Consider the following 21,995-nt stretch of genomic DNA (forward strand, 5'->3'; position numbering starts at 1 on the left):
TGTTGCATGGTGCTGGGATTACTTTACCGCATTTCGGGTGAAAAACAGGTGGCCCGGCTCACTATTCGCGAGCCGGGCCACCTCGTTCATACCCTTACAACAGTGTTGTCTATCGCGGCAGCATCATTGGACGCTTGGAAGCGACGATCGGTGCCGGCAGTTCGGTGGAGCCGGTAAGGTACTCGTCGACCGCGGCCGCGCAGGAGCGACCTTCGGAGATGGCCCACACGACGAGGCTCTGGCCACGTCCGGCATCGCCGCAGGCGAAGACGCCGTCCTGGGAGGTGGCGAACTTGTCGTTACGCGCCACATTGCCTCGACCGTCAAGGTCGACCGGCAGCTGATCCACCAGCGTGGTGGTGTCAGGGTGCAGGAAGCCCACGGAGATGAGCACCAGATCGGCGGGAATCACTCGTTCGGTGCCTGGCTGGCGGGTGAACGGCCCGTTCTCTCCTGGAGCGACGTTGACGACCTTCAGACCGGTGACATGTCCGTTCTCGTCGGCGACGAAGCCTTCGGTGGCGGTGGAGTTCTCCACCTTCACCTTGGCCTTGTCCTCGTCGGAGCCCTCGAAGTTGACCGAGTCGGTGTTGTACACGTATTCGGCGCGCTGCGTTTCGAAACCTTCCTTCATGGAGGAGGTTTCCTTGTACAGGCGGGCGAAGGTCGGCCATGGCTGGTTGGCCGGACGCTCCTTCGGTTCCTGCGGCATGATCTGCAGCACGGTGACGTCCTTAGCGCCTTGGCGCAGGGATGTGCCGAGGCAGTCGGAACCGGTGTCGCCGCCGCCGATGATCACCACATGCTTGCCTTCGGCGGTGATGTCGTTGACCGGCTTGACACCGTACACGCGACGTGTGGCGTCCGGCAGGAACTCCATGGCGAAATGGATACCCTTGAGCTCGCGGCCTGGAATCTTCATGTCACGCGGCACGGTGGAGCCGATGGCAACCACCACTGCGTCGTAGCGGGAACGCAGGTCATCCCAGGAGATGTCCTTGCCGATTTCCACGCCGGTGCGGAACACGGTGCCTTCGGCTCCCATCTGCTCGACTCGGCGGTCGATGAGGCGCTTGTCGAGTTTGAAGTTCGGAATGCCGTAACGCATCAGACCACCGATGGCGTCATCACGCTCGTATACGACCACGGTGTGGCCGGCACGGGTGAGCTGCTGGGCGCAGGCGAGACCGGATGGGCCGGAACCGACCACGGCAACGGTCTGGTCGGTCAGACGCTGCGGCGGCAGAGGCTTGACGTAGTCAAGGCTCCATGCCTGATCGATGATGGTGCGTTCGTCGTTCTGAATCATCGTGGCCGGCTGATGGATGCCAAGCACGCAGGCGGCTTCGCACAATGCCGGGCAGATGCGACCGGTCACTTCGGGGAAGTTGTTGGTTTCGGACAGACGGTTGTACGCGTCCTCCCACTTCTCCTGACGGACCAGATCGTTGAATTCCGGAATGATGTTGCCGAGCGGGCATCCGCTCATGCAGAACGGAGTGCCGCAATCCATGCAGCGGGCCGCCTGCTCGGTGGTCCAGGACTGCAGGCCGGATTCGGTGTGAACGTCGAACCAGTCCTTGATTCGCTCTTCAACGGGGCGTTCGGCCAGTTCGCGACGGGTACGGACCTTCAGGAATCCACGAGGATCTCCCATGTCAGCGCGCTCCTTCCATAACCTGCTCGTACACCTGTTCCCAGACGCCGGGCGTATTGAAATCGATGTTCTTCTCCTCGGCTTCCTTCATCGCCTTCTGCATGGCGAGGAAGTGCTTCGGAACGATGTGGGTGAATCGCTTGGCGCTGTTTTCCCAGTCGTCAAGCAGGGCCTTCGCGAAGGCGGAGCCGGTCTCTTCGGCATGCTGCTTGACGAGACCGTGCACCAGCTTGTCGGCATCGGCGTCAAGCGGCTCGAACAGCAGCGCGCCGTTGGTGGCGGCCGCCGGGTTGACCTGCTTCATGTCGAGGTCGAGCACGTACACGTTGCCGCCGGAGAAGCCCGCGCCGAGGTTACGGCCGGTGGAGCCGAGAATCACGACCGTACCGCCGGTCATGTATTCGCAGCCGTGGTCGCCCACGCCTTCCACCACGAAGGTGGCGCCGCCGTTACGTACGGCGAAACGTTCGCCTGCGCGGCCGGCCACGAACATTTGGCCGGAAGTCGCGCCGAAGCCGGTGACATTGCCTGCGATCACGTTCTCGTGCGGATCGAAGGTGATGCCGTCCTCTGGACGGACCACCATGCGGCCGCCGGACAGGCCCTTACCCGCGTAGTCGTTGACTTCGCCGTAGACGCGGATGGTTTCGCCACGCGGAATGAACGCGCCAATGGACTGGCCGCCGGCACCATGGAACGTCATGCCGATGGTGTCGTCCGGCAGACCTTCCTCGCCGTAACGCTTGGTGATCTCATAGCCGAGCATGGTGCCGAGCGTACGGTACACGTTGCGGATCGGCATTTCGATACGCACGGGCTCCTTCTTGTCAAGGGCTGGCTGGGCAAGCTCGATGAGCTTGTTGTCGAGCGCCTTGTCGAGCTCATGGTTCTGATCGATCGTCTTGTGCAGGATGGTTCCCGGAACCGGACCCGGCTGCATGAGCACGTTGCTCAGGTCGATGCCGTCGGACTTCCAACGCTTGATGGCTTCGTCCTGGTCGAGGCATTCGACATGGCCGACGGCCTCTTCCAGCGTGCGGAAGCCGAGCTGCGCGAGCAGTTCGCGGACTTCCTCGGCGATGAACATGAAGAAGTTGACGACATGTTCCGGCTTGCCCTTGAAGCGTGCTCGGAGCTCCGGATCCTGGGTGGCGATACCCTGCGGGCAGGTGTTCTTCTGGCAGGCGCGCATCATGACGCAGCCTTCGACGATCAGCGCGGCGGTGGCGAAGCCGAATTCCTCGGCGCCAAGCAGCGCGGCGATCACCACGTCGCGACCGGTCTTGAGCTCGCCGTCGCACTGCACGGTGATGCGGGAACGCAGGCCGTTCAGAACCAGCGTCTGCTGGGTTTCGGACAGGCCGATCTCCCACGGGGTGCCGGCATGCTTGATGGCGTTGAGCGGAGCCGCGCCGGTGCCGCCGTCATAGCCGGAAATCAGCACCACATCGGCATGGCACTTGGCCACGCCGGCAGCGATGGTGCCGACGCCGAATTCGGAGACGAGCTTGACGTGGATGCGGGCCTTCGGATTGGCCATCTTCGCATCGTTGATCAGCTGCTTCAGATCCTCAATGGAGTAGATGTCGTGGTGCGGCGGTGGGGAGATGAGCTCCACGCCCGGGGTGGCGTGACGTACCTTGGCGATCCACGGCGGAACCTTGGCTCCCGGCAGGTGGCCACCTTCGCCAGGCTTCGCGCCCTGGGCGAGCTTGATCTGCAGGTCGGTGGCATGCACCAGATAGTCGCTGGTCACACCGAAGCGGGCCGAAGCAATCTGCTTGATCTTGCTGTAGCGCAGCGGATCGTTGATACGATCCTCGGATTCGCCGCCTTCACCGGAGTTGGAGCGTGCGCCAATCGTGTTCATGGCAATGGCGAGCGTCTCATGCGCCTCCTGGGAGATGGAGCCGTAGCTCATGGCGCCGGTGGAGAAACGCTTGACGATTTCGCTGGCCGGCTCGACTTCGGAAATGTCGATCGGCTTGCGAGTGGACTTGAACTTCATCAGGCCACGCAGCGTCATCAGACGGTTGGAGGTGTCGTTGATGTGGTTCGAGTACTTCTTGAACAGGTTGTAGTCGCCGCGCTGGGTGGACTGCTGCAGCAGGAAGATGGCTTCCGGATCGTTCAGATGGTCCTCGCCGGTACGACGCCACTTGTAGTCGCCGCCGGTACGCAGGTTGCGGTGCGGGCGGGCGGTCCATTGGGTCGGATACGCCACGCGATGGCGGCTGGCGACTTCCTCGGCGAGCTCGTCGAGGCCGACGCCGCCCACACGGGACGTGGTGCCGGTGAAGTACTCGTCGATGACGTCCTTGTTGAGGCCGACCGCTTCGAACAGCTGCGCGCCACGGTAGCTCATGATGGTGGAGACACCCATCTTGGCCATGATCTTGAGCACGCCGGTGGACAGCGCGCGGGTCAGGTTCTTCACGGCGGTTTCCGCGTCGACCTTGAGGTAGCCCTTGCGGGAGAGGTCTTCGACGGATTCGAATGCCAGATACGGGTTCACCGCGGCAGCGCCATAGGCGATCAGCAGTGCCACATGGTGGATTTCGCGTACATCGCCGGCTTCGACCACCATGGAGATCTGCGTACGCGTGTGGCGGCGCAGCAGATGGTGCTGCACTGCGGAAGTGAGCAGCAACGATGGAATCGGACCCCACGCATAGTTGGAATCGCGGTCGGACAGCACCAGGAAGTTGGCACCGTTCTCAATCGCCTCGTCGATCTCCTGGAAGATCTCGTCAAGACGGTCCTTCAGTGCCTGTCCGCCGCCGGCCACCTGGTAAAGGCCCTTGACGATGAACGGCTTGTAATAGCCACCGAGAATCTTGGCGCGGTCGAGGCGCTTGAGCTGTGCCATCTCGTCGGAGTTGAGCACCGGCAGCGGGATGAGGATCTTCTTGGCGTGCAGTTCGGAATCGGCCAGCAGGTTCGGCTCGGGACCGATGGCGGATTCGAGGCTGGTCACGATCTTCTCACGTTCCCAGTCGAGCGGCGGGTTGGTGACTTGCGCGAACTTCTGGGTGAAGTAATCGAACAGCATGCGGCTGTGCTTGGACAGCGCGGCGAGCGGCGTATCGTTGCCCATGGAGCCGAGCGGCTCCTTGCCGGTGTTGGCCATTGGGGCGAGCAGCAGCTTCAGATCTTCCTCGGTGTAGCCGAAGGCGCGCTGACGACGCTGCACGGACTGACCGGAGTGGTTGACGTGCTCGCGCTTGGGCAGCTGACTCAATTCCACGGAGTTGCCTTCCACCCACTTGCGGTAGGGGTGCTGGCTGGCAAGAGTCTTCTTGATTTCCTCGTCGGGGATGATGCGACCCTCGTCGGTGTCGACGAGGAACATCTTGCCCGGTTCCAGACGGCCCTTGGTGACGATATGCTCCTCGGCGACTTCCGGCAGCACACCGGTTTCGGACGCGAGCACGACGTAGCCGTCATCGGTGACCTGCCAACGTCCCGGGCGGAAGCCGTTGCGGTCGAGCAGTGCGCCGACCTGGGTGCCGTCGGTGAAGATGATGTGCGCCGGGCCATCCCATGGTTCGATCAGCGTGTTGTTGTATTCGTAGAAAGCCTTGACGTCCGGATCGAGCTGGTCGTTGTTCTCCCATGCCGGCGGCAGCATCATGGAGATGGCGTGCGGCATGGAACGGCCGGCGAGGTGCAGCAGTTCGAGGCATTCGTCGAAAGTGCCGGAATCGGAATAGCCGGAGGTGGCGATCGGCAGCAGCGGCTTGAATTCACCGAGCAGTTCGGAACTCAGTCGGCCTTCACGTGCGGACAGCCAGTTGCGGTTGCCTTGGATGGTGTTGATCTCGCCGTTGTGCGCCAGCTGGCGGAACGGCTGTGCCAGCGGCCAGCTTGGGAACGTGTTGGTGGAGAAGCGGGAATGCACGATGGCGATTTTCGCCTTCATGCGCTCGTCGGACAGGTCCAGGAAGAAGGGCTTGAGCTGCATGGTGGTGAGCATGCCCTTGTAGGTGATGGTGCGTGCGGACAGGGACGCGAAGTAGATGCCCACCTCATGTTCCACACGCTTGCGGATGCGGAAGGTCTTGCGATCGAGCTCGATGCCACCGAGTTCGCCTTCCGGATCGGCCACGACCAGCGTCTTGAACGCCGGCATGCTGGCCAACGACTGCAGGCCGAGTCCGTCCGGATTGGTGGGTACGACGCGCCATGCGAGCACTTCGAGGCCCTCTTCGCGCACGATCTTGGAAATGGCCTGCTCCTGCTGGCCGGAAGTGGCGATGTCGCGATCCAAGAAGGCGATGCCCGCGGCGTAATGGCCTTCTTCAGGAAGCTCCACACCGGCGGTGGCACGCATGAATTCGTCAGGCATACTCATGAGAATGCCTGCGCCGTCGCCCGTGTTCTCCTCGGCGCCCACGGCACCACGATGGTTCAGATTGACCAGCACCTCGATGGCGTCATCGACGATCTTGCGTTCCGGACGCTTGTTGAGGGTGGTGACCATACCCACGCCGCAAGCGTCATGCTCGGCTCCAGGATCGTACATACCTTGGGAATCATGGATCGTCAGATCTAACGGGGCGTGGAAAGTCACCGAAACCACCTTCAATGTTTTTGGGCAAGAAAAGTCTTGCGGTTCTTTAATGCGTGGTTTAGAATACCGCGCCATTATGTCGGCAACGTTGCACGTGTCCATATAACGAATGGCTATTTTTGTCAATGCCTCGCAGAGGATTTAGCCCATGAACGCATACTTCGCATGTCATGCTCATGCGCACGCACTTCACTTATGCTCATTAACCCGGTCAGTCCAGTGTTTCCAACAGCTCCGTGATGATGGTGTCGTTGAGCAGTCGGCCTCGCAAAGTGGGTATGGCGCGGCCATCAAGCATTGTGATCAGCCCGTCGTGCTCAAGCTCAATCCATTTTTGCTCAGGAATCAAGTGGCTGAATTGTCTGGTGTCGAGTCCTTCACGAATGCGCAGGCCCAACATGATGGTCTCTTCGATGTCCTCGTCGGCAGTGATGCGTTCACTGCCGGCCCATGGCACATTGCCCTCATTGATGGCGGTGCCCCACAATCGCGGATGCGCGATATCCCAGGAGCGCAATCCTTTGCCGTCTTCGCAATCGCCATAATGCGAATGCGCACCGGGACCGAGACCGGCCCAATCGACGTTCCTCCAATAGCCAAGGTTGTGTTGCGACTCGTATCCAGGACGAGCCCAATTGCTAATCTCATACCATTCGAGGCCGGCTTCGGTGAACATCGTGTCGGCGATTTCGTATTTGTTCGCTTCGTCGTCATCGTCCGGTCTCGACAACGTGCCCGCCGCGATCCGTCGTCCCATTTTCGTATTCGGCGCGATGGTGAGCGCATATGCGGAAATATGGTTGACGCCCAAATCGATGGCGGTGCGGACGGATGTGCGCCAATCGTCAAGGCTCTCCCCCGGCGCGCCGTAGATCAGATCGACGCTGGAACGCATGCCTGCTGCATTGGCCGCTGCGATTCCGGCAGCGACGTTTTCCGGCGTATGCGTACGGTCGAGCGTTGCAAGCACATGCGGTACCGCGGATTGCATGCCGAAGGAAATACGATTGAAACCGCCGTCTGCGAGTTCTTTCACATAGTCGGCATTCACCGTGTCGGGATTCGCTTCGGTGGTGATTTCCGCGTCATCGGCGATGCCCCATGTGGCGCGTACCGCATCCAGCATGGCGACCAAATCGCTTGCCTTGAGTGTGGTCGGCGTACCGCCGCCGAAGAAGACGGTTGCCACCTTCGGCTCGTTGATACCGTGCGTTGTCTGCCAATCGCGGACAATCGCCATTTCGCGGATAACCATGTTCGCGTAGTTGCCGCGTGACGCGCCCGCGCCCATGTCCACGGCCGTGTAGGTGTTGAAGTCGCAATAGCCGCAGCGACGTAAGCAAAACGGAACATGAATGTAGATTTCGAACGTCACGAAAGGCTCAGCCTTCGGACTTCTGCGCGGCGCGAATCTTGTCCTTGGTGTCGCGGTCGTTGCCCGCTTCGCCGGTGGACAGGGCTGCGATGAACGCCTCCTGCGGCACTTCCACATGGCCGAGCATCTTCATACGCTTCTTGCCGGCCTTCTGCTTTTCGAGCAGCTTACGCTTACGGGAGATGTCGCCGCCGTAACACTTGGCGAGCACGTCCTTGCGCAGGGCGCGGATGGTTTCGCGTGCGATGATTCGAGAACCGATGGCAGCCTGGATGGGAATCTCGAACTGCTGACGCGGAATGAGCTCACGCAGCTTCTTGGTCATCATCACGCCATAGCTGTACGCCTTGTCACGGTGCACGATGGCGCTGAACGCATCGACTTTCTCGCCTTGAATAAGGATGTCGACCTTCACCAGATCGGCGGACTGTTCGCCATCCTCGTGGTAGTCGAGCGACGCATACCCCTTGGTACGGCTCTTCAGTTGGTCGAAGAAGTCGAAGACGATTTCGGCGAGTGGAATACGGTAATGCATTTCCACACGGTCGGCGGAAATGTATTCCATGGTGCCCATCTGGCCACGGTGGTCTTGGCACAGGTCCATCACCGCACCGATGAAATCCTTCGGCGTGATGATGTCGGCGGCAACCATCGGTTCGACGATCTTCTTGATCTTGCCTTCGGGGAATTCGCTCGGATTGGTGACGCGATGCACGGAATTGTCTTCCGCGGTGACCTCGTACGGCACGTTCGGCGCGGTGGAGATCAGGTCAAGGTCGAATTCGCGGCTCAAACGTTCGGTGACGATCTCCATGTGCAGCAAGCCCAGGAAGCCGCAACGAAAGCCGAAGCCCAACGCCACGGAGGTTTCCGGTTCGTAGATGAGGGCCGCGTCGTTGAGCTTGAGCTTGTCAAGCGCCTCGCGCAGTTCCGGATATTGCGCGTTGTCGATTGGGAACAGGCCGGCGTAGACCATTGGTTGCGGATCACGGTAGCCTTCGAGCGGCTCGGTAGCCGGATTTATGGCGGAGGTGATGGTGTCGCCCACCTTGGACTGGCTGACGTCTTTCGCTCCGGTGATCACATAGCCGACCTCTCCTGCGCCAAGCGCCTTGGTGGGCATCATGTCGGGGCTGATCACGCCGATTTCGATGGGGTCATGCGTCATGCCGATACCCATCATGTGCAGCTTCTCGCGCGATTTCAGTTCACCGTCGACCATACGAATGTAAGTGACGATGCCACGATAGGAGTCGTATACGGAGTCGAAAATGAGCGCGCGGGCAGGCGCGTCCGGATTGCCCGTCGGCGCGGGCACTTCGGCGACGATACGGTCGAGCAGTTCGGCGACGCCTTCTCCGGTTTTGCCGGAGACGCGCAACACGTCGGACGGGTCACAACCAATCAGGCCGGCGATTTCCTCGGCATGCTTGTCGGGTTCGGCGCTGGGCAGGTCGATTTTGTTGAGCACGGGGATGATGGCCAGATCATGGTCGATGGCCATATACAGGTTGGACAGCGTCTGCGCTTCAATGCCCTGCGTGGCGTCGACAAGCAGCACCGCACCCTCGCATGCGGCCAACGCTCGGGACACCTCGTATGTGAAGTCCACATGGCCGGGGGTATCAATCATGCCGAGTGTGTATTCGGTGCCGTCAACCGTCCACGGCACGCGCACGGCCTGCGATTTGATGGTGATGCCGCGTTCCTGCTCGATATCCATGCGGTCGAGGAAGCGATCGCGCATCTCGCGCTCCGGCACGATGCCACTCAACTGCAGAATACGGTCCGCCACCGTTGATTTGCCGTGATCGATATGCGCGATGATGCAAAAGTTGCGGATCAACGACTGATCGGTGTACCCGGGCTGATTATGCTGCTGCCCCACGCCATCCTCCTCTGGAAATATTCGACGCAAACGATTCTAACTGGTAGTGTCGGCATGTCCTTCCGCGACACTCTTATACGCATTGGCGATTTATCCGCGTGCCATGTTATCATCATCGTTTGTATGTCCTTATAGCAAACGTCGTTTGGAGAAATAGTGGCAAACATCAAGTCGCAGAAGAAGCGCGTTCTCACCAACGAGAAGGCGCACAAGCGTAACGTGGCCGTGAAGTCCAGCCTGAAGACTGCCGTTCGCGCCACCCGCGAAGCCATCGCCGCTGGCGATAAGGCCGCCGCCGAAGCCGCCTACAAGGTCGCAGCCCAGAAGCTCGACAAGGCCGCCGGCGCTGGCGTGATCCACAAGAACCAGGCTGCCAACCGCAAGTCCGGTCTCGCTGTGGCCATCAACGCTCTCTGAGTTTTCGTAACTCACAGCTTGTAAGAAGCCCCGCAGGAAAACCTGCGGGGCTTCTTCTTTTTTACATTTCGTGCTCTGTTGAAAATGCTCACTTACGCTTGATATCGTCATCATTCCGATCGGGATGGATGACCGGACGTTTGAGATATTTGGCTTCGCTCGGCAGGTAGGTGTTATGCCTGGCCAAAGCCCCCGGCAATTGAATGTCGAAAAACACGGAGATAAGCCGCATGGCCACCACCAGCACTACAATCAGCACATCAAGCACGACTTCGGCGGGAAAACTGACGATTCCCTCGTTCACTCCTTTACATACGAGTACCGTCAATACGCATCCAACGGCTGAAGGCACCGCGTACCAATGCTTGTCGCGGATCACCATGGGCACCTCGTTGATGAGCATGTCACGGATGAGTCCGCCGCCAAGTGCCGTGAACATGCCCAGGAACACTGCCGTGGTGCCGGACATGTGGTACATCATGGCTTTGGATGTGCCGTTGACGGCGTAAAGGCCCAATGCCAGCGCGTCCAATGACAGCATGGACCATTTGAGCTTGTCGACTTCGGGATAAATGATGGCTACGGCCACAGCTGCGAGCAGTGCGGTGATCACCAGCCCTTTGTCGGAGACGCCTGCGGGAGGAAGCGCTCCGAGCAGCACATCACGAATGATGCCGCCACCCAATGCGGTGAGCCATGTGGTGACAAGAATCGCAAAAATATCATAGCCTTTGCGTACGGCGGCGAGCCCGCCGACCATGCCGCAGCAGAAGGTCGCCAGATATTCGATACCTATGAAGAAGCCGTTGCTTTCCAGCGCCACTTCCATGGCCACTCCCCTTCCCTCACATATTTCTTTTCCAACCAGCTGTTAAAAATAGCACAATATGGGGCAAGAGCTGCAATAAAAGAGCCGGAGGGCGGCACGTACATTGTCAGACCATGTGAACTTGGCCTGAAGCACGCGCCACCCTCCGGCGGCCATTACAGCTATATGTCAGCTAATAATCGCTAACGGGAAAATCAGCAGACCTTCCACATCCAGTTGTGTGGGTCTTCGATCTCGCCAAGCTGGATGCCGAGCAGCTGGTTGCGCAGTGCGAGGGTGAACTCGCCGGAACCGCCGTCGGCGACGGTCACATCGAACTTCTCGGACTTGAAGCGACCGATCGGGGTGATGATGGCGGCGGTACCGCAGGCGAACACCTCGGTGACTTCGCCGGACTTGATGTCCTCAAGCAGCTGATCCAGGGCGATCATGGTCTCGACCACATCGTGGCCGTTGTCCTGGATGAGCTGGATCAGGGAGCGGCGGGTCACGCCCGGCAGGATGTTGCCGGTCAGGGACGGGGTTTCCACGTGGCCGTCCTTGTGCACGACCATCATGTTCATGCCGCCAAGCTCCTCCAGGTAGGTCTTGGTGGCGGCGTCGACGAAGCACACCTGCTGGCAGCCATGGTCGATGCCGGTGTATTCACCGAGCAGAGAGGCTGCGTAGTTGCCGCCGCACTTGGCGAAGCCAGTGCCGCCAGGGCCGGTGCGGAACCACTTGTCCTCGACCCAGATGCTGACCGGCTTCACGCCGCCCGGGAAGTACGGGCCGGACGGGGAGGCGATCACGCAATAATCCACTTCCTGCGGAGCGCGCACACCAAGGAACGGCTCGGAAGCGAACATGAACGGACGCATGTACAGCGTGTATTCGCGACGGGACGGAACCCAGTTCACATCACGCTTGACCAGTGCCGCGACAGAGCCGATGAAGTCGTCGATCGGCAGTTCCGGCAGGTACAGGCGCTTGGCGGAGTTCTGGAAACGCTCGGCGTTCGCGTCCGGGCGGAACAGCCAGGTGGAGCCGTCGGCGTGACGGTAGGCCTTCAGACCTTCGAAGCATTCCTGGGCGTAATGCAGAACAGATGCGCCCGGATCCATCTTCAGCGGCGCGTACGGCTCGATGCGACGGTCGGACCAGCCTTCACCCTTGGTCCAGGTCATGTGGGCCATATTGTCGGAGAAGACCTGACCGAAGGCCGGCTTGTCGATGAGTTCGGCGCGCTTGGCGTCGGATGCCGGATTGTCGTTCGGGAGCACGGTGAACTTCTCAGCGAGCTTGTCAAGCTCCGCCGGATCGTGATGATTCTGTTCAGTCATTCTTTACTTCTTCTAGTTGCATCAGCCACCCAAAGGCGGCCAGCGGTTATTGGTCTCCGGCGCTTGTGGCGCCGGGTTCTGGTATGTACTTTCTCACACCATAAACGCTTTCGATAACCGGCGTTCGCGATATGAGATAGCAAGAAACATAAGGAAACGCAAAGGTCCCCACGTGTTTTCACACACAGGGACCTTGTACTACCGATATGGCAGGCATATCGGAATCAAATCAGCTTGAGCAACGATCTCACTCAGCGTCAGCAGCCGGAGCGGCAGCGGCGTCAGCAGCCGGAGCGGCCTCAACCGGTGCGGCATCTTCCGGCACCTCGACGGTGACGACGGATTCTTCCGGATCCTCGACATCGAGTACGACGCCTTCCGGCAGCACAACGTCCTTGGCGAAGACCTTGGAACCATCGGTCAGGCCATCAACGTTGACCACGATCTTCTCCGGCAGGTTGGCCACATCGGCGCGGACCTTGAGCTCCTGGATGTCGACGAACGCGACGGCAGCGCCCTTCGGAGTACCCTCAACGAACACCGGCACCTCGACGTCGATCTTCTCGCCGGCCTTGACCTCGTAGAAATCGACATGCTCGACGATGCGCTTCACCGGGTTGCGCTGGACGTCCTTGACAACGGCCATCTTGGTCTCGTCACCATACTTGATGGTGAACAGGGCGTTGGTGTGACGCAGAGCCAGAGTGGTCTCCTTCATCGGCAGCTGCACGAAGGTCGGATCCTCGCCACCCGCGTAAACGGTGGCCGGGATGAGGTTCGCGACGCGCATGCGGCGGGCAGCGCCCTTGCCGAACTCGGTACGAGCAGCACCTTCAAGAGTGATGGTGGTAGCCATAATCAATATCTCCTTGATACATCGTTCTTATGTTTCGGCGCACCGACGAGCCGCATAGAAAACCCAAGGAGTTTCATATCATACGCCAAGTCGATAACGGAGGCGGAACCTCCCTCGCCAAGACAACAGTTATCTAGTATACATGGTGCCGCTGACATTTCCCTGCAATCAGAGGAGCAAGGTGCATAAAACGCGGACTATGCGCAAACCCACGTACAATCGTAGTCAGACAAGCACCAACCAGTGGTAAGGAATCAGAAAATGGCAACGACGCATGACCATTCCGCGCTCATCCGCAACATTCAGCTCGCGACTGGCGTCACGACCGTCGCAGCGACGGGATTGCTCGCGGCGTCAGCACATATGCTGTTCCGCTTTGCCATCGACACGCAGTGGAAGCATTCCATTTTCCATCAGGCGCTGATCGCTCCGGATCGCGAGGGAAAGATGAACCAAGGCGAGGCCAAAGAGGCCGGGCAATGGTTTTCCGAAACGAAACAGCCGGTATCCATCACCAGCCGCGATGGGCTTAAGCTGCATGGCTGGCTCTTCGATCCGGATTGCATCGACCCGACGCCGCATATATATGCCATCTGCGTGCATGGCTATACCGGAGCCCCTGAAGAACAAGCCAAATGGGCACACCGCTATGCCCGCATGGGCTTCACCGTCCTCACACCATCCCAACGGGCCCAGGATCTGAGCGAAGGACGATATGTAGGCATGGGATGGTTGGAGCGCAATGATCTGCTTGATTGGATACGGCTGATTGTGGATAGCGACGATCAAGCACGCATTCTCCTATTCGGAGGATCCATGGGAGCCACGACGGTGATGATGACGACCGGCACGCCGGAACTGCCACGCAATGTCATCGCGGCAATCGCTGAAAGCGGATACACTTCCGCCCGCATGGAATTCATAGACAGCGCGCGAGGCATGTTCCACATGCCAAAGCTTCTCGCCTCGGCATGTGTGGACGCGGCGGGTCTGATCTGCAAGCGCCGTGCCGGCTATGATTTCACCGAAGCGTCCTGCATACCGTCATTGCGGCATACGGTCATTCCGATGCTGTTCATCCATGGAGGAAAGGACCGCATGGTCAGCCCACGTTTCCTCGACATGAACTACAACGCCTGCTCCAGCATCGACCGCGAACGTCTGCTGGTTCCGGACGCCGATCATATGGAAAGCTCCGCCGTGGATCCGAAACGCTACTGGGACACCGTATACGGATTCATCCGTCGTTCATTCAAGATCTGACAGCCGAACCCCAAAAAATATAAGCGGTAATGGAAACGCCTCCGGCGAAAGATGGCGCCCCTCACCGCCCGAAGTTCTCAAGACATGCCCGATGCCCGTTCCGTCAGTGCCGTTCTCCCGGATTGCATATCTGCATGGCGACGCCATCCTCCATAATATGGAATCCATGCTTCTCATAGAACGTGGCATTCTTGCTTTCCTCAGGCATAACCTCGATATACAGGTAATCGTGGTACCGCTGCTTGACCATGCCGACAAGATGTCCGGCAATGCCGCGCCCTTGGTATTCAGGATCGACCAGCACATAGTGCATGTATGCCACCATCTCCGTGTCATCAAGCACTCGCACCAGACCCACCAGACGTTCGCCATCCCATGCGCTGAATACGGTGGATGACCCCATCAACGCCTTATGCAACCGTTCAGGATATTGACCGGACACCCAGCCGACTGAAAGAAACAGTCGCTGGGTCTGTTCCTTGGTGAATTTCTTTTCATCCGTATATGTGATAACCATATGGCAAGCATAGAATTGCCGGTATGAAACCGTCTCCTTCTATCTTTGCATACGAAACACAAGTGTCTCGGCCACTCCCCTCATGTATCGAAGTGCGCGGAGCCCACGTACATAATCTGAAAGACGTCGACATCGACATCCCGCTCAACAGCATGGTCGGCATAGCCGGAATCTCAGGCTCAGGAAAAAGCTCCCTCGCGCTTGGCGTGCTGTACGCGGAGGGATCACGACGCTATCTGGAAGCGCTATCGACCTATACAAGAAGACGTATGACCCAGGCAAGCCGCGCAACCGTCGACGAGGTGCGTCATATTCCGGCGGCATTGGCACTGCATCAGCGTCCATCAGTGCCTGGAGTCCGTTCCACGTTCGGCACAATGAGCGAACTGCTCAACAGTCTGCGCCTCCTGTTCTCCCGGATCGGATCGCACGTGTGCGAACACTGCGGAGCACGCAACCAACCCACGATGAACGTTGCCGCCGAGCTTCCGATGCATTGCACGTTCTGCGGCGGACTCATGCATCCGCCATCAGCGGAGGATCTCGCATTCAACGCCGCGGGCGCGTGTCCGACATGCTCAGGCACCGGAATCATGAGGGAAGTCGACCGTTCCGCCTTGGTACCGGATGAGTCGAAAAGCATTGACGAGGGAGCCGTGCTGCCGTGGGGATCGTTGATGTGGGATTTGATGAAGCAAGTATGCGGGGCCATGGGAGTACGTACCAACGTACCGTTCAACCAACTCACCGAACAAGAACGAGATATCGTGTTCGCCGGCCCAGCCATCAAGAAGCACATCCTATACAAGCCGAAAAAAGGCGACGATTTCGCCGAACTCGACTTCACGTACTACAACGCCGTATACACCGTGGAGAACGCCCTCACCAAAGCCAAGGACGAAAAAGGGCTTAAACGTGTTGCGAGGTTCCTCAAAGAGCGTCCCTGCAGCGATTGCGGAGGGACCAGACTTTCCGAACGCGCCCGCCAGCCACGTATCAGAGACATCAATCTGGCTCAGGCAACCGCGATGTCTCTGGACGCACTCGTTTCCTGGGTAGGGTCCGTGCCGGAATCGCTGGAACCACATATGCGCACCATGGCGAGCGCCATCTGTGAATCGTTCCTCAATACGTCACGGCGTTTATTGGAACTCGGTCTCGGGTATCTGTCCTTGGACCGCGCCGGAGCCACACTGTCCACCGGCGAGCGCCAACGCGTGCAGCTTGCCCGCGCCGTGCGCAATCGCACCACAGGCGTGTTATATGTGCTGGATGAGCCGTCGATTGGGTTGCATCCCGCGAATGTCGACGGACTGCTCGGTGTCATGCGTGACCTGGTGGCTGATGGCAATTCCGTGGTAGTGGTCGATCATGACACTCGGGTGCTGGCCGAAACCGATTATCTCATCGAGATGGGGCCAGGTGCCGGCGCAAAGGGCGGTCAGGTGATTGCGCAGGGAACGGTGCCGCAGGTGATTGATACCCGCGAATCGCGCATCGCGCCGTTCCTTGCCCAGGGTGGCAACGTTCATGACCGTGTGCGTGACAACATTGACGCCCATGAAATCTTCTCCGCAGGACGAATTCATATGGAAACCGACCGTCTGCATACCGTCGGCCCGTTATCGGTAGATATTCCCCGTGGACGGCTGACCGCCGTAACAGGGGTATCCGGTTCCGGCAAGACGACGATGGTACTGGAGATGTTGATGCCCGCTTTGCAGTCGCGGATCGACAGGTCGCCGCAGCCGACGCAGGTGCGGCTCCTCGAGGCGGACGGTGTGTCCAAGGCGCATCTTATCGATGCCACGCCTATCGGCGCGAACATACGTTCCACCGTCGCTACATATTGCGGCGTCCATGACGATCTTCGACGCGCGTTCGCAAAAACAGATGCTGCGCGGACCATCGGTCTGAAAGCGGGGGCATTCTCCTATAACACTGGCAAGCTGCGTTGCGCGACGTGCGACGGCACGGGATCGATTTCGCTCGACGTGCAGTTCCTGCCTGACGTCGATATCGAATGCCCGGCATGCCATGGCTCGCGGTATTCCGATGCAATCGCCGAGCTGAAGCTCCCCTGCACCGACGGAGTGGCGTATTCGATGCCGCAGTTAATGACAATGACCGTCGACGATGCCATGCCTGTCTTACGAGATGTCAAACCGATCCAAACGAAGCTTGCCACGTTGCATGAATTGGGTTTGGGCTATCTTGCGTTGGGCGAGCCAACTCCCGCGCTGTCGGGCGGTGAGGCCCAGCGTTTGAAATTGGCCAGCGAGATGGGGCGGAAACAGCATGATGCGGTATTCGTGTTCGATGAGCCGACAATCGGCTTGCATCCGCTTGATGTTCGCGTGCTGCTGCACGTATTTGATGAACTTGTAGCGAATGGCGCGACGGTGGTCGTCATCGAACATGATTTGGACGTGATTGCCAATGCGGACTATGTGGTGGATATGGGACCGGGCGGCGGTGAAGCAGGCGGACGCGTAGTATGCGAGGGAGCGCCTTCTCGGATCGCCGCATGTCCGGAAAGCGTCACTGGACGATACCTACAATCGTCGCAATGCTGATATTGTCCCATCTTCGGGCATCTGCAGTCAGTCTGATGATGGGACAGGCAGTTCCCGCCATGCTTGAAGATGATGCAGCGCACGTACGATGTTGCATTGATCAAGTAACGTCCCTTCAGCGGCGCACATGGTGGGATACCACATGCGATGGCGGAGCGTGGCTTGTTTGCCAGTACCTTTGATGAGTTCGCCTTCATCAGAGGCATATTGAAAATGCAGATGACTGAGCAGTCCCCCGTGTCTGAGCGCGGAGCGTTCAGGCATGGGCTCCATCGCGATGAGTACGGCGAAGGGATCGGAGGCACCGGCATCGCTAGCGTGGAACACATAGCAGGGTTTGCCTTCCAGCCCCTTGTCGTGCACATGATCGAGCCGATATTCATGTGTTGTGATGGGGGTGCGTTTTTCGTCCAGCCAAGTCAGGTTAAAGCCTGCGACAGCATCATCGTCGCCAACTGCGGACGGCTGCTCGATATGCCATCCACCAATGCGGAATCGCCACTCCTTGCCCGAGGTTTTGCAGGCTTTTGCCCAGAAGCGTCGCGCATCGCCGAGCATCATGATCGCGAACAGCGGCTTGGATCGCATGGCTTTCGTCGAATCCTTCCAAGCCCGGTCAAGGTTCGGGTCATGATTGTTGATCAAATGTTCGAAGCTAATCCAGTCTCCCAGCCAATCGTTCACATTGAAGTCCATGCCAGACGATCCTCTTCTTCTCCCTGTTCGTTATGCAGTTCGTCTTCCAGCGCTATGATGCGGTCGCACCATAGCGCTGCAAGCTCATAATCATGTGTTACGACCAACACCGCTTTGCCACGGTCCGCGAGCTTTCGCAGAAGTCCGCCGACTTGGGTCATATGCAACCGGTCCAGTCCGCTGGTCGGTTCGTCCAAAACAATGAATCGCTTATCGCTCATCAAAGCGCAGGCTATAGCCAGCCTCTGCTTTTGACCGCCGGATAAACTCATCGGGTGGCGCTGCACGGAATCCAATAGGTCGAGGTCTCGTAGCACAGCATCGCATCGGTCACGCACAGCGTCATCCATCCCATCAAGTCCCAGTAATGCCTCTTCCCGAACACTATCGGAGAAGAGCTGGTAATTGACGTCCTGCATGACGAGAAATCCGGCACGAGTCAAAGCGCCGCGGCTCGCTTTCGTCCCATTCAATAGCACCATGCCGTTCAACGGAGCGGCAAGACCGCATAGCGTACGTGCCAAAGTGCTTTTGCCAACCCCGTTCGACCCCATAAGGCCAAGAATCTCACCCTCGTGAATGTCGAAATCGGGAATATCACGTGCGAATACGGGTGTCTTGCGGCCTAGAAGTCCCCGCTTTGTATGGCCTACACTCAGGCCGCGCACACCAATGACGACCTGTCGCTTGTCCTCGTCGGGCGCAATGCCTCCATGTTGGAGTTTACGATGCACGGCAAGCCTGTATGGTCTGTCATCGAGGGCGCGCAATCCTAATGCCGCGACGCGCTGTTCGGACATCGCCAGAAAATCGGACGCCTCATATTCACCGAGAATCGTACCGTGATCGAACACTATGAAACGGTCCGCTAAATCCGCGCACCATGCAAGACGGTGTTCGGCAATGACGATGGTCATTCCATCAGCTCTCAATCGGGAGACCATGTCATGCAGCCTGCGAATCGCCACCATATCTAAATTACTTGTCGGCTCATCCATAACGATGAGTCCAGGAGCCAGCATGGTCGATGCCGCGACAGCAAGCTGTTGCTTCTGGCCACCTGAAAGCGTCATGATCCTACGACCTAATAGATGCCTGATGTGAAACTGCTCCGCGACATCATGCACGCGTTGCCGAATCCGCGCGGGAGACATGCCCGTATTCTCGCAGGGGAATGCCAGCTCATCGGTGGAATCGGCATTGAAATACTGCGTCTTCGGATTCTGGAATACGCTGCCCACCTGTCCCACATAGCTTTCCACAGGAGCCAATCCGGCGCGGATTCCGCACGTCATATGGATGCCCTGCAAATCGCCGGAATAGAAACCAGGTATCAGACCATTGAGCAAACGTGTGTACGTGGTTTTGCCACAGCCGCTTTGTCCACATAAGATGGCAATCTCGCCTTGCGGTATGGCACAGCTGATGTCATTCAGCGCATCGACCTCAGCAGCTTCATCAGCATGATATGCGAATGAGCACCGTTGCGTCCATGCGACTATCCGATTGATATCACTTCCGATACTCACCATGCTCCTCCAATGCCCAATGCCAGAGGAACCGTGCAGATGACCATCCATGCCCAATCAATGCCATGCATGCGGATTTCGGTATGACATGTATGAGGCCCGCGAATGCCGATTCCTTTGGTCAGTGCGGCTACGGACAAATCCTGGGCGACCCCCGTAGCGTTCATCAACAACGGCATCAGGATGTATTCCAAAGACTGAGCCGGATGACGGAGCAGGGCGAATGTCCCCTGGGCGATGCCACGTAATGCCATCGCGTCACGAATCTGATGGTAATCGTCATGGATTGTCGGGAAGAACCGGATGCACACCACACATGGAATCACAATCGTCTCCGGAATGCGCATGCGCCGCAGGGCACACACGAATTGACTGGCCGTAGTCGTGGTGAATGCGTATATGCCGGCAATCAGACAAGGCATCATCATCCGGATGCCGACACAAAGCAAACCAAGCATATGCAACCAGCTGCCGCCATCGTCAAGCGTCGATGCCCAAGTCCCCACCAGTAGCAATACATAGATGCAACCGAAGCGTACCGCAGCCGCCCATCGTCCCGCGCCGAGCAGTGGCAGAAGAAGCAGCAATACTGTAAGCGACTCCACAACCACGTCGACATGGAAGAACAGCAACAGGTTGGCCAATGCCACTAGGTACAGTTTGGTTCTTGGGTCCAGGGCCATCAGATGATGCCGGTCTTCGCAAAATGCTTCTTCAGCATACGCTGCCCAAACCAGCCTCCGAGCAACGCACATACCAGTACCGCTATCATGGCAATGAAAAACGTGCCGGTATTGACATGTGCGAACACACCATCGATATAGGACGAGTCCTTGCCACGGGCCTGCAGACTGGCCACATAGGCATCCTTCATGAACCACAACGGCAGAATCGGACCGGTCAGCCCATAGCAGAACACGACATAACTCGCCAGGATACCTGTCTTGCTCCGATAGTCCCCGGCGCGAGCGATGGCATCAGCGATGACCGGAAACACGATGCTCGCAGCAAGGGAAAGGATGAAATGTCCGGATACGAACAAGAACAATCCGACGACGATGCCCATCACGCTAATCGCGCCGAATTTTCCGACCTTGGCAACCAGGAGCATATATACGCAACCACAGATCAATGCGGCGACCGCAGGCAGAAGAATCATGCCGAATCCCATCAAAGCCACGGAACTGAACAGCGTGGCCACGGCGACCAGCACGAAATACAAGGCAGTGAACACACCTATCGTGATGAGATCGGGAATGGTCAGATGCCTCGACTTGGTCGACATGCCCTGCTGCGTCATGGTCAGTCCTTTCGATTGTCATGGGCGGCCAGCCACCAATGTATCGAGGAAACACGGAAAAGACAATAGTTTTTCCTCGTTTTCATGGAAAACTATCCAATCCGCGTCGCGGTAATCCATAAACCATCCATACCCAGAGACAATGAAACGACGCCCCGAGTCAACGTCCTCGCTCCAGTCTCAGACGACAAGGCAATATCCCAATGCCGCGGCCATCACAGGAACCACCACCGACGTCAGCACATATCCCACGAACACGGTGATCCGCCCACCGCGCAACAACGTCACGGATTCGTTCATCATGGTGGAGAATGTGGAGAATCCACCAAGGAAGCCGGTCGCCAACATCACATGCGCGGGATCCGACAGAAACCGGCGTGAGTACAGACCTGCAATCACGCCTGCCAGGAATCCGGCAATACTGTTGATCACAAAGGTCGACAAAGGAAATGCCTTATGCCAAGAAGCTTTGATAACGGAATCACAAACATACCTTGCGGCGGCGCCGAGACCACCACACAGGCACACCGATACGGCGATGACCGCATTATTCATCAGTCCGCCTCCTTGCCCATGGCATGGCGATCACCATCGTTATGCTCAGTACCGGCAAACCGCAGCCCGACATGCGCGCCAACGTATGCCAGCAGACAGCCCACGATGAAGGTCGTGCAACAATACGCCGCACAATCCATGGCTTTGCCGTCATGCAGCATAGTGAATTCCTCGAGGGCGAGAGTGGACATGGTGGACAATCCTCCACACATGCCCATGCCACATCCACGGTTCACATATTCCTTCGCGCGTCCCACGATTCTGCGGGTTCCTCCCAGCCATGCCGAAAGCGCCGCGTATACGAAGCAGGCGGCCATATTCGCCGCGAATGTGCCGATATGGAATGCGCCGCAGTCGGGAATGACCGAACAAGCGTAGCGTAATGCGGTTCCGATGCATCCCCCAAGGAACACCACGCATATGAGATCGACTCGAATGATATGTTGTCGTGCCATGTATCTTCTTTCCAGCGAGGTGCCGAACCAATATGACAGACATGGAAGAATGGCGATGCCACAACCGCTGAAAGCCATAAGGTACAGCACACCCTATGTCGTAGGAACCATCAGCGGGTTTGCGGTTCGAAGCCTGTAACGGCTTCAGGCGAGTCCCATCACCGCAGTCCAGTATATCCGGCACGCG

At 58.4% G+C, this 21,995-nt stretch carries 17 protein-coding genes and 1 riboswitch; of the genes, 3 read left to right on the plus strand and 14 right to left on the minus strand.

Annotated features, from left to right (window positions below):
- Positions 1–109: 109 nt before the first annotated feature.
- From OGI63_RS06175 to lepA, 4 genes are all read right to left on the minus strand, one after another.
- Positions 110–1,657 (minus strand): glutamate synthase subunit beta, encoded by a 1,548-nt coding sequence (locus OGI63_RS06175; protein WP_011743150.1) that lies wholly within the window; start codon positions 1,655–1,657, stop codon positions 110–112.
- Between the two features lies 1 nt (position 1,658).
- Positions 1,659–6,230, minus strand: a complete 4,572-nt coding sequence (gene gltB / locus OGI63_RS06180) for a glutamate synthase large subunit (RefSeq protein WP_041777295.1) — start codon at positions 6,228–6,230, stop codon at positions 1,659–1,661.
- Between the two features lie 211 nt (positions 6,231–6,441).
- Complete coding sequence (hemW, locus tag OGI63_RS06185; RefSeq protein ID WP_011743148.1) at positions 6,442–7,605, minus strand: radical SAM family heme chaperone HemW; 1,164 nt, start codon at positions 7,603–7,605, stop codon at positions 6,442–6,444.
- Between the two features lie 7 nt (positions 7,606–7,612).
- A complete protein-coding gene (lepA, locus tag OGI63_RS06190; RefSeq protein ID WP_041777294.1) occupies positions 7,613–9,493 on the minus strand; it encodes a translation elongation factor 4 in 1,881 nt (626 codons plus the stop codon).
- Between the two features lie 156 nt (positions 9,494–9,649).
- On the opposite strand from lepA, the gene rpsT reads away from it, so the two are divergent.
- On the plus strand, positions 9,650–9,910 hold the full coding sequence (gene rpsT / locus OGI63_RS06195) for a 30S ribosomal protein S20 (protein ID WP_003809394.1): 261 nt from the start codon (positions 9,650–9,652) through the stop codon (positions 9,908–9,910).
- Positions 9,911–9,998: 88 nt separating this feature from the next.
- Here rpsT and OGI63_RS06200 read toward each other — a convergent pair whose 3' ends face one another.
- From OGI63_RS06200 to OGI63_RS06210, 3 genes are all read right to left on the minus strand, one after another.
- The gene (locus OGI63_RS06200) at positions 9,999–10,739 is read right to left on the minus strand and encodes a trimeric intracellular cation channel family protein (protein WP_041777293.1); all 741 of its coding nucleotides are present in this window, start codon (positions 10,737–10,739) and stop codon (positions 9,999–10,001) included.
- A 194-nt stretch (positions 10,740–10,933) separates the two neighbouring features.
- On the minus strand, positions 10,934–12,061 hold the full coding sequence (locus tag OGI63_RS06205) for a branched-chain amino acid aminotransferase (RefSeq protein ID WP_003809399.1): 1,128 nt from the start codon (positions 12,059–12,061) through the stop codon (positions 10,934–10,936).
- A gap of 247 nt (positions 12,062–12,308) precedes the next feature.
- A complete protein-coding gene (locus OGI63_RS06210) occupies positions 12,309–12,917 on the minus strand; it encodes a 50S ribosomal protein L25/general stress protein Ctc (protein WP_033499439.1) in 609 nt (202 codons plus the stop codon).
- 261 nt (positions 12,918–13,178) lie between these two features.
- Here OGI63_RS06210 and OGI63_RS06215 point away from each other — a divergent pair, with 261 nt between their 5' ends.
- Entirely contained in the window at positions 13,179–14,180 is a 1,002-nt protein-coding gene (locus tag OGI63_RS06215; protein ID WP_011743144.1) for an alpha/beta hydrolase, read from the plus strand.
- A gap of 103 nt (positions 14,181–14,283) precedes the next feature.
- Here the strand turns inward: OGI63_RS06215 and OGI63_RS06220 are convergent, their stop codons facing one another.
- Complete coding sequence (locus tag OGI63_RS06220; protein WP_003809404.1) at positions 14,284–14,697, minus strand: GNAT family N-acetyltransferase; 414 nt, start codon at positions 14,695–14,697, stop codon at positions 14,284–14,286.
- Between the two features lie 23 nt (positions 14,698–14,720).
- On the opposite strand from OGI63_RS06220, the gene OGI63_RS06225 reads away from it, so the two are divergent.
- Positions 14,721–17,273: an excinuclease ABC subunit A gene (locus tag OGI63_RS06225; protein WP_011743143.1), complete on the plus strand. Its 2,553-nt coding sequence runs from the start codon at positions 14,721–14,723 to the stop codon at positions 17,271–17,273.
- 27 nt (positions 17,274–17,300) lie between these two features.
- On the opposite strand, the gene OGI63_RS06230 is transcribed toward OGI63_RS06225, so the two are convergent.
- The 6 genes from OGI63_RS06230 to OGI63_RS06255 all read right to left on the minus strand — a co-directional run bounded on the left by OGI63_RS06230 (position 17,301) and on the right by OGI63_RS06255 (position 21,808).
- Positions 17,301–17,969, minus strand: coding sequence for a hypothetical protein (locus tag OGI63_RS06230; protein WP_011743142.1), 669 nt, complete (start codon positions 17,967–17,969; stop codon positions 17,301–17,303).
- Entirely contained in the window at positions 17,954–19,501 is a 1,548-nt protein-coding gene (locus OGI63_RS06235) for an ABC transporter ATP-binding protein (RefSeq protein WP_011743141.1), read from the minus strand. Before OGI63_RS06235 ends, OGI63_RS06230 begins: the two co-directional genes overlap by 16 nt.
- Positions 19,495–20,148 carry an energy-coupling factor transporter transmembrane component T gene (locus tag OGI63_RS06240; protein WP_230456865.1) on the minus strand — a complete coding sequence of 218 codons (654 nt, stop codon included), beginning with the start codon at positions 20,146–20,148 and terminating at the stop codon, positions 19,495–19,497. The genes OGI63_RS06235 and OGI63_RS06240 overlap by 7 nt, the downstream gene beginning before the upstream one ends.
- A 32-nt stretch (positions 20,149–20,180) precedes the next feature.
- Positions 20,181–20,798, minus strand: coding sequence for an MptD family putative ECF transporter S component (locus tag OGI63_RS06245; RefSeq protein WP_041777291.1), 618 nt, complete (start codon positions 20,796–20,798; stop codon positions 20,181–20,183).
- A 180-nt stretch (positions 20,799–20,978) separates the two neighbouring features.
- On the minus strand, positions 20,979–21,353 hold the full coding sequence (locus OGI63_RS06250; RefSeq protein WP_003809412.1) for a fluoride efflux transporter FluC: 375 nt from the start codon (positions 21,351–21,353) through the stop codon (positions 20,979–20,981).
- Positions 21,353–21,808, minus strand: a complete 456-nt coding sequence (locus OGI63_RS06255) for a FluC/FEX family fluoride channel (RefSeq protein WP_041777290.1) — start codon at positions 21,806–21,808, stop codon at positions 21,353–21,355. The genes OGI63_RS06250 and OGI63_RS06255 overlap by 1 nt, the downstream gene beginning before the upstream one ends.
- Positions 21,809–21,902: 94 nt before the next feature.
- Positions 21,903–21,980, minus strand: a riboswitch (Fluoride riboswitch).
- Between the last annotated feature and the right edge of the window lie 15 nt (positions 21,981–21,995).

The sequence above is a fragment of the Bifidobacterium sp. KRGSERBCFTRI genome (assembly GCF_025908335.1).

Bases quoted from the DNA above. Each gene is read 5' to 3' on its own strand.
- OGI63_RS06230 (WP_011743142.1), bottom strand. From the start codon at position 17,969: ATGGACTTCAATGTGAACGATTGGCTGGGAGACTGGATTAGCTTCGAA.
- OGI63_RS06235 (WP_011743141.1), bottom strand. From the start codon at position 19,501: ATGGTGAGTATCGGAAGTGATATCAATCGGATAGTCGCATGGACGCAA.
- OGI63_RS06200 (WP_041777293.1), bottom strand. From the start codon at position 10,739: ATGGAAGTGGCGCTGGAAAGCAACGGCTTCTTCATAGGTATCGAATAT.
- OGI63_RS06245 (WP_041777291.1), bottom strand. From the start codon at position 20,798: ATGACGCAGCAGGGCATGTCGACCAAGTCGAGGCATCTGACCATTCCC.
- OGI63_RS06210 (WP_033499439.1), bottom strand. From the start codon at position 12,917: ATGGCTACCACCATCACTCTTGAAGGTGCTGCTCGTACCGAGTTCGGC.
- OGI63_RS06220 (WP_003809404.1), bottom strand. From the start codon at position 14,697: ATGGTTATCACATATACGGATGAAAAGAAATTCACCAAGGAACAGACC.
- OGI63_RS06250 (WP_003809412.1), bottom strand. From the start codon at position 21,353: ATGAATAATGCGGTCATCGCCGTATCGGTGTGCCTGTGTGGTGGTCTC.
- OGI63_RS06255 (WP_041777290.1), bottom strand. From the start codon at position 21,808: ATGGCACGACAACATATCATTCGAGTCGATCTCATATGCGTGGTGTTC.
- OGI63_RS06225 (WP_011743143.1), top strand. From the start codon at position 14,721: ATGAAACCGTCTCCTTCTATCTTTGCATACGAAACACAAGTGTCTCGG.
- OGI63_RS06175 (WP_011743150.1), bottom strand. From the start codon at position 1,657: ATGGGAGATCCTCGTGGATTCCTGAAGGTCCGTACCCGTCGCGAACTG.
- OGI63_RS06205 (WP_003809399.1), bottom strand. From the start codon at position 12,061: ATGACTGAACAGAATCATCACGATCCGGCGGAGCTTGACAAGCTCGCT.
- OGI63_RS06215 (WP_011743144.1), top strand. From the start codon at position 13,179: ATGGCAACGACGCATGACCATTCCGCGCTCATCCGCAACATTCAGCTC.